Origin of the sequence: Vibrio sp. M260118 (assembly GCF_036533755.1) — a bacterium.
In the GTDB taxonomy this organism is placed as follows: Bacteria; Pseudomonadota; Gammaproteobacteria; order Enterobacterales; family Vibrionaceae; genus Vibrio.
Map to the genome: position 1 here is coordinate 1 of NZ_JATABG010000586.1, position 1313 is coordinate 1313.

At 46.6% G+C, this 1313-nt stretch carries 2 protein-coding genes; both read right to left on the minus strand.

Annotation, left to right across the window (positions count from 1 at the left end):
• On the minus strand, nt 1–192 hold a 192-nt coding region (locus tag QTO00_RS19790), incomplete at its 3' end, for a nucleoside-diphosphate kinase (RefSeq protein ID WP_331426271.1).
• 58 nt (nt 193–250) lie between these two features.
• Nucleotides 251–1313, minus strand: a 1063-nt coding sequence (gene pepB / locus QTO00_RS19795; RefSeq protein WP_331426272.1) for an aminopeptidase PepB, incomplete at its 5' end; no start/stop codon positions are given.

Consider the following 1313-nt stretch of genomic DNA (forward strand, 5'->3'; position numbering starts at 1 on the left):
TTTCAATGCAGGGAAAAACTCTTTGCCTTCATTCTCAGCATAAAAACCACTTGCTTGTTCTTCCGTTAAACGCACCATTTTCGCTGCGATGATCTGTAGTCCCGCCTTTTCGATACGGTGATAGATCTCGCCAATCAGATTACGTTCTACTGCGTCGGGCTTAACAATAGAAAAAGTTCTTTCTAGAGCCATAAGGTATCCTTTCGTTATGTCTTTGTTCTAATGGAAGAGGCTCTTCGGCCTCTTGGAATTATTTGTTCTGCTGTTGAATAAGTAGACCGGCAAGGCTACGAACGCCTACTCCCGTTGCGCCAGCTGCCCACTTATCTGTCGCTGCTTTGCGGTAAGTCGCAGCACAATCAAAATGCAACCAACCTTTTTTGTAGTCTTCGACGAAGTATGACAAGAATGCGGCGGCTGTACTCGCACCTGGTGAGTAGTCACCACTACTGATGTTAGAAAGATCAGCAAAGTTAGATGGCAGCATGCTGCGGTGGAAATCTGCCAAGGGCAGCGGCCATAAGCCTTCTTTCTCTTCACGAGCCGCCGTTAGCGCTTGGTGAGAAAGCTCATCATCAAAGCTCATCAAGGCGTGATAGTCATTACCCAAGGCGTTTTTCGCCGCTCCCGTTAAAGTCGCGCAATCAATGATTAATTCCGGGTTTTGCTCACTAGCATAAATAAGGCCATCGGCGAGAACCAAACGACCTTCTGCGTCGGTATTCATGATCTCTACGGTTTTACCGTTCTTGTAAGTGATAATGTCACCAAGCTTAAGAGCACGACCAGAAATCATATTTTCAGCACAACATAAAATCAGTTTTACGCGTTTGTTCAAGCCACGCATGATCGCTAAGCCCAGACCACCGGTAATAGTACCAGCACCGCCCATGTCTGCCTTCATTGCCGTCATAAAACCAGATGGCTTGATGCTGTAACCACCCGAGTCAAACGTAATACCTTTGCCCACAAGACAAGCAAAAACTGGGGCATCTTCGTCACCAGTCGGGTTGAAGTCTAGTTGCAGCATGGCCGATGTACGCTCAGAACCTCGACCCACAGCATAAATGCCTTGCCAATCTTCACTCAGGAGATCTTTATCTTTTACGATACGAGCTTTAACTGTCCCTTCTGGCGCTACAGATTTGATGAACTCAGCAGCCATTGTCGCCAATTGACGTGGGGCAACCTCTTCCGCTGGTTTGTTAATAATGTCACGGGTGAAATCAGTCGCTTTAATTCGAGCATTCAGTTCCGCTTGATCTTGTTGTGCAAGATCTTGCCAAACCATTTGATTATTTTTCTTTGGCCCA